The organism is Streptomyces sp. NPDC048275, assembly GCF_040652275.1.
GTDB lineage: Bacteria > Actinomycetota > Actinomycetes > Streptomycetales > Streptomycetaceae > Streptomyces.
Genome location: NZ_JBEZLR010000193.1, coordinates 1 through 6,343, shown reverse-complemented (window position 1 = coordinate 6,343; position 6,343 = coordinate 1). Strand labels below are relative to the sequence as shown.

Sequence of the window (6,343 nt, the reverse complement as noted above, 5' to 3'; positions counted from 1 at the left end):
CTCCGCCTTGCAGCTCGACGCACCAGACCCCGCTCACCTGCGCCGACAAGGCACCACTGCTTCCCTCCGACTTGATCCGCCGGACAGGCCCTAGGATGCGTCCGTGCCTTGTGTACAGGTGTACGCATCGGTGGGTAGGCTCGCGCACATGGGATACGCACTGCTCGCCGGAGCCATAGCCGCCGAGGTGGCCGCGACCACCGCCATGAAGTACAGCGACGGCTTCAGCAGGCTCTGGCCCTCACTGCTGACGGCCCTCGGCTACGTCGTCTCCTTCGCCCTGCTCGCCCAGACCCTGAAGACCGTGGGCATCGGCACGGCCTACGCGATCTGGTCCGGGATCGGCACCGCGACCATCGCCGTCATCGGACTCGCGCTGTTCGGGGAGGCGCTGACCTTCACGAAGGTCGCCGGGATCCTGCTCATCGTCGGCGGCGTGGTGGTGCTCAACCTCGGAGGCGCGCACTGATGGCCCGCCGCTACGACCCCGAGCGGCGCCAACGGATCATCGACGCCGCGATCCGGGTCGTCGGGGAGAAGGGCATCGCCGGGCTGAGCCACCGCTCCGTCGCCGCCGAGGCCGATGTGCCGCTCGGCTCCACCACGTACCACTTCAAGACCCTCGACGAGCTGATGGTCGCCGCGTTGCGCCAGGCGAACGAGGGCTTCGCCAAGGTGGTCGCGGCGCGCGGCGGCCTGGAGGATCCGCACGGAGACCTGGCCGGGGAGCTGGCCGGCTGGATGGGCGAGTGGCTCGCCGGCGACCGCACCGGCGTCGAGCTGGAGTACGAGCTCTACCTCGCCGCCCTGCGCCGCCCCGCCCTGCGCCCCGTCGCCGCCGAATGGGCCCAGGACCTCGCCGCCCTGCTGTCCCGGCGAACGGACCCGGTCACGGCGCGGGCGTTGGTGGCACTGATGGACGGGATCTGTTTGCAGGTGCTGCTGACGGATGTTCCGTACGACGAGGAGTACGCGCGGGAGGTGCTGGCGCGGGTCGTCGGCCGAGGGGCGTGAACCCTCTTCGCGACATCGGGGAACAGCGGGTGACATGCTCACCCCGACCACGCCCACGGAGGCCACCCACGTGACCGGACCGCCAGACCCCGAGGTGTCCCAGGACGCCGAGGTCGTCGCCCGATCGCTGGACGAACCGGAGCGCTTCGCGAGCCTCTACGACCGCTACGCCCCGGACATCCACCGCTATGCCACGCGCCGCCTGGGGACGGGTGCCGCCGACGACATCACCGCGGAGACCTTCCTCATCGCCTTCCGCACCCGCGCCCGCTACGACACCGACCGTTCCAACGCCCGTCCGTGGCTCTACGGCATCGCGGGCAACCTCATCGGCAAGCAGCGCCGCGCCGAGGTGCGGGCCCTGCGGGCGCTGGCCCGAACCGGTCACGACCCGGTCGCCGAGTCCTGGTCCGCGCGTGCCGACGACCGGGTCACCGCGCAGACGGCGCACGCCCCACTGGCCGGTGCGCTGGCCGCCCTGTCCACGGGCGACCGGCACGTCCTGCTGCTGGTGGCCTGGGCGGATCTGACGTACGTCGAGGTCGCCGAGGCGCTCGGCATCCCCGTCGGTACCGTTCGCTCCCGGCTCAACCGCGCCCGCCGCAAGGTCCGTTCGGCGCTCGGCGCCGACCCCGCATTCACGCTGGACGCCACGGAGGTGGTCTGACCATGGACGAGATGACGGTGGTCCGTGAGCTGCGCGCCGAGGCCCCGGCCGCGGGGCGCCCGGAACTGGTGAGCGGACGGGAACGGCTGCTGCGGGAGGCGGTCCGCGGCACCCGCACCCGCAGGCCGTGGGCAAGCCGACGACTCGCCGTGGTGGGGGCGGCGGCCGCGGTCACGGCGGCCGCACTGATCGGTACGCAGGTGATGGGCGGACCCGACAGTGCGCAGCCGGGAGCCGGACCGGGCTACACCCTCGAGCTGGGCAGCGCCAAGACCCTGCTGAACGATGCCGCGGACGCGATCGCCGCCCGCCCCGCGGTCACCGCGCACGACGGACAGTGGATCTACGAGAAGACCGTCGAGACGAACATGACGGATGAGGATCGGCCGGGACCGCAGACCAGCGAGGACTGGACGAAGTATGCGAATCCGGCCATGGAGAACGGCCAGGCGGGCGACGACCACTCGCCGAGAGAGGAGTACGAGTTCCTCAAGAGCCTGCCGGAGGACCCGGCGAAGGTACGGGCGAAGGCACGCGCCTTCTTCTACGCCACCGACGTCTCCGAGGCCCGTACGGAACACGAGTACCGGGCCCTCACCGTGGTTCTCACCCGCGCCTACGCGTACGACCCACAAGGACTCGCCAAGATCTACCGGGCCCTGGCCACCATCCCCGGCGTGCGGGCCGCGCAGGTCCAGGACGTGGCCGGGCGGGACGCCATCGCGCTGTACCTGAAGGGCGACGACCCGACCGCGGACCGGCAGGAACTGCTCCTCGACCCGAGCACCTATCTCTACAGCGGTTTCCGGTTCGTGGCCCGGAGCGACGGTCCGGACCAGAAGAAGGGCGACATCGTCATCAGTGGTGCCCAGCTGGCCCTGGCGGTGGTGGACAAGAAGGGTGAGCGGCCCTGAGCCGTCCGGTGCGCCCGGCTGGTGCGAGGCGCCCGGCACGTGCGGTGCGCCCGGCACGTGAGATGCCGGGCGCACCGGTTCGCCCGCGCGGCCTGTGCCAAGTTAGGTTTGCCTCATGACCGACACGACTGCTACTCGCACCACCGGCGCCGTCGCCGCCGGCCTCGCCACCCTCACGGCCGACGGCACCGTCCTCGACACCTGGTTCCCCGCTCCCGAGCTGTCCGCCGAGCCCGGCCCGGCCGGCACCGAGCGGCTGTCCGCCGAGCGGGCCGTCGAACTGCTCGGCGAGGGCGCGACGAAGGCCATCGGCCCGGACGCACGTCGTGGCGTCGAAGTGGTCGCGGTCCGTACGGTCATCGCCTCGCTGGACGACAAGCCGCTCGACGCGCACGACGCCTACCTGCGTCTGCACCTGCTCTCGCACCGTTTGGTCAAGCCGCACGGCCAGAGCCTGGACGGCATCTTCGGCCACCTCGCCAACGTCGCCTGGACCTCGCTCGGCCCGGTCGCCGTCGACGACGTCGAGACGGTGCGGCTGAACGCCCGCGCCGAGGGGCTGCACCTCCAGGTGACGTCCATCGACAAGTTCCCGCGCATGACCGACTACGTCGCCCCCAAGGGCGTCCGCATCGCCGACGCCGACCGCGTCCGGCTCGGCGCGCACCTCGCCGAGGGCACCACCGTCATGCACGAGGGCTTCGTGAACTTCAACGCGGGCACCCTCGGCACGTCGATGGTCGAGGGCCGGATCTCGGCCGGCGTCGTGGTCGGCGACGGCTCCGACATCGGCGGCGGTGCCTCCACCATGGGCACGCTGTCCGGCGGCGGCAACGTCCGCATCACCATCGGCGAGCGCTGCCTCATCGGCGCCGAGGCCGGTGTCGGCATCGCCCTCGGCGACGAGTGCGTGGTCGAGGCGGGCCTGTACGTCACCGCGGGCACCCGCGTGACCATGCCCGACGGCGAGATCGTCAAGGCCCGCGAGCTGTCCGGCGCGTCCAACATCCTCTTCCGCCGCAACTCGGTCACCGGAACGGTGGAGGCGCGTCCGAACAACGCGGTGTGGGGCGGGCTGAACGAGGTGCTGCACAGCCATAACTGATCACCGGTGGCCGTGACCTGCGGCCACCTTATCGATCAACGTCCTGACCTGCTGCTGAGCTGTCGGCAGTTGTCGGCGTTGGTCATCGTTGAGCGCCCTTCCATGGCCCCAGGACGGCCGGGAGGGCGCTCGTGCGTTGGTCGGGCATCTCCTCAGGTGTCACACCTGATACACGATCACGCGCCGCCCGGTAGGGAGAAGTTGGGGTACCTGACGAAGCGCCCTACCAGTAACTCTTAATTTAGGAATTATTATTGACGCCCGCCGGTAACCGCTGCAAGATCCTGGAAACAAACCGCAGGCGCAGCAGGCATTGACTGGTCCGAAGACCGACCGCCGCACCCTCCGTGAGGGAGCGGCACCTCAGACTCACGACCAGGACGGGTCGGCACGCCTGATCGATCGGACAGCGAAGGTTCCGATGTGAAACGACATCTCACCGTCCTCCTCGCCCTCCTGACCGGCCTGCTGGCCGCTGGGCCGGCATCCGCCCAGGCCGGCCCAGCGGCCGGCACGGTCGCCGTCACGGCGCCGGCACCTCAGGAGGTACTGAGCCCGACGCCGTACATGGGCTGGAACACCTACTACGCGCTGGGCGGCGATCCGACCGACGCCGAGATCAGGTCGATAACCGACTTCCTCGTCAGCAGCGGTCTGCGCGACGCCGGCTACGAGTACGTCTGGATCGACGGCAACTGGGCGGCGCCCACGCCACGCAGTGCGGCCGGCGACCTGGTGCCCAACCCCGACCAGTTCCCGAACGGGCTGAAGCCGCTGGTCGATTACATCCACTCCAAGGGCCTGAAGGCCGGCATTTACACCGACGCCGGCCCGTACATCCCGGGCAAGTGCGGCCTCGGCAGCCACGGCTACTACCAGCGCGACGCGGACAACTTCGCCGCCCTGGAGTTCGACGCGGTCAAGGTGGACTACCTCTGCGGGATCGCCGCGGACCTCGACCCGAAGACCGTCTACACCGAGTTCGCCCAGGCGTTGCGGAACAATGCCAGCAAGCGCCCCATGCTCTTCAACCTCTGCAACCCGGTGACCTCTCCGGACTGGGGCAACTACCCGGAGGAGCAGCAGTCGACGTACTCCTGGTCCTATGCGCCGGCGATCGCGCAGTCCTGGCGGACGTACACGGATGTGGGTTTCGTCGGGGAGATCAAGTTCAAGGACGTGCTGCGCAACTACGACGCGAACGCGCGGCACCCTGAGGCCGCCGGACCGGGGCACTTCAACGACCCGGACTACCTCGGACCTGAGCTGGGGATGAACGACGAGGAGTTCCGTACCCAGATGACGCTCTGGTCGGTGGCGGCCGCGCCGCTGGTGATCGGCAGCGACGTCCGTAAGCTCAGCAAGACCTCGCTCGACATTCTCGAGGACCGCGATGTTCTCGCGATCAACCAGGACTCCGCCGGTGTCCAGGCCGTCCGCGTCGGCCCTGCCGGTACGACGGAGACCTGGGTGAAGCGGCTGGCCAACGGTGACCGTGCCGTGGTGCTGCTGAACCGGGGCGACAGCCCGGCGACCCTGACCACGAAGGCGCGGTCGGTCGGTCTGTCCGGGGATCGGTTCACCCTGAAGAACGCCTGGACCAACCAGGTCACCGAGAGCGCCGGCACCATCAGTGCCGCCGTCCCGGCCCACGGCGCGGCCCTGTTCCGGGTCAGCCAGGCCGCGGGCAAGCCCGGTGTTCCGCACGTCGTCGCCGGCCTGCCGCAGGTGACGCAGGTCGGTGGCGACGCGGTGCCGGCCGGGGTCGCCCCGGTGGTCGCCGGCGGCGACCAGGCCCGGGTCGAGGTCACCGTCCGTAACGACGGTGCGATGCCGGTCTTCGCGCCGCGGGTCGAGCTGGCGGTGCCCGCCGGCTGGACGGCCCGTCCGCTCGGCACAGCGCCGAAGCAGTTGGCGTCCAACGGCTCGGTGACCTTGGCCTTCACGGTGACCCTGCCGGCCACCGCCGAGCCGGGCAGCGGCGCGCTGACCGCCACCACGTCGTACGAGGTGACCGGCAAGGGACGGCTGCGGCAGGAGACGGCCACGTCGGTGGTCGTCGCACCGGCGGCGCCGGACGGCGACGTCGCACTGTCGCACCACAAGTGGATCAGCGCCACCAGCGGGTGGATGAGCCCGACGGTCGACCAGAGCGTCGGTGGCTGGTCGCCGATCAGCATGCTCGGTGAGGTCTACCCCACCGGTATCGGGGTCGCCTCGCCCTCCGCGGTCCGCTACTACCTCGGCGACCGGTGCAGCCGGCTGACCGCGACCGTCGGCATCGACGACGCGGTGCGCAACGTCGGCCCGGAGGGCGGCACGTCGACCTTCCAGGTGATCGGTGACGGCAAGGTGCTGTTCGACAGCGGTGTGCTGACCCGCGACGACGTCCGCGAGGCCGACATCGACCTGACCGGCGTCCGGGTGCTCGACCTGGTGGTTGGCGACGGCGGCGACGGCGGCTACAACGACCGCGCCGACTGGGCCGGTCTGAACGCGACCTGCTGATGCGGCTCGGCCGCACCCGGGTGACACTTCACCCGGGTGCGGCCGATTCGCCAGGACTTTGAGACGCCGTGGCGCGGTTACGCGCCACGGCGTCGTGATGTCGGGCCGGCCCGGATGGGGAGCGGACGGCGTCAG

The 6,343-nt window shown here is 70.6% G+C and carries 6 protein-coding genes; all 6 read left to right on the top strand.

Going from position 1 to position 6,343, the window contains the following annotated elements; genetic code table 11:
* Positions 1-148: 148 nt before the first annotated feature.
* The 6 genes from AB0D57_RS46835 (at position 149) to AB0D57_RS46810 (ending at position 6,208) form a co-directional block, all read left to right on the top strand.
* On the top strand, positions 149-469 hold the full coding sequence (locus AB0D57_RS46835; RefSeq protein WP_362088633.1) for a multidrug efflux SMR transporter: 321 nt from the start codon (positions 149-151) through the stop codon (positions 467-469).
* Positions 469-1,014 (top strand): TetR family transcriptional regulator, encoded by a 546-nt coding sequence (locus tag AB0D57_RS46830; protein ID WP_362088632.1) that lies wholly within the window; start codon positions 469-471, stop codon positions 1,012-1,014. Before AB0D57_RS46835 ends, AB0D57_RS46830 begins: the two co-directional genes overlap by 1 nt.
* Before the next feature lie 70 nt (positions 1,015-1,084).
* Positions 1,085-1,681: an RNA polymerase sigma factor gene (locus tag AB0D57_RS46825; protein WP_362088631.1), complete on the top strand. Its 597-nt coding sequence runs from the start codon at positions 1,085-1,087 to the stop codon at positions 1,679-1,681.
* A gap of 2 nt (positions 1,682-1,683) precedes the next feature.
* Positions 1,684-2,595 (top strand): CU044_5270 family protein, encoded by a 912-nt coding sequence (locus tag AB0D57_RS46820; RefSeq protein WP_362088630.1) that lies wholly within the window; start codon positions 1,684-1,686, stop codon positions 2,593-2,595.
* 115 nt (positions 2,596-2,710) lie between these two features.
* Positions 2,711-3,700, top strand: coding sequence for a 2,3,4,5-tetrahydropyridine-2,6-dicarboxylate N-succinyltransferase (dapD, locus tag AB0D57_RS46815; RefSeq protein ID WP_362088629.1), 990 nt, complete (start codon positions 2,711-2,713; stop codon positions 3,698-3,700).
* A 423-nt stretch (positions 3,701-4,123) separates the two neighbouring features.
* Complete coding sequence (locus AB0D57_RS46810) at positions 4,124-6,208, top strand: NPCBM/NEW2 domain-containing protein (protein WP_362088628.1); 2,085 nt, start codon at positions 4,124-4,126, stop codon at positions 6,206-6,208.
* Positions 6,209-6,343: the final 135 nt, after the last annotated feature.

What these genes read in the sequence shown, in the direction of transcription:
- AB0D57_RS46835 (WP_362088633.1), top strand. Translation starts at nt 149, where the DNA reads ATGGGATACGCACTGCTCGCCGGAGCCATAGCCGCCGAGGTGGCCGCG.
- AB0D57_RS46830 (WP_362088632.1), top strand. Translation starts at nt 469, where the DNA reads ATGGCCCGCCGCTACGACCCCGAGCGGCGCCAACGGATCATCGACGCC.
- AB0D57_RS46820 (WP_362088630.1), top strand. Translation starts at nt 1,684, where the DNA reads ATGGACGAGATGACGGTGGTCCGTGAGCTGCGCGCCGAGGCCCCGGCC.
- dapD (WP_362088629.1), top strand. Translation starts at nt 2,711, where the DNA reads ATGACCGACACGACTGCTACTCGCACCACCGGCGCCGTCGCCGCCGGC.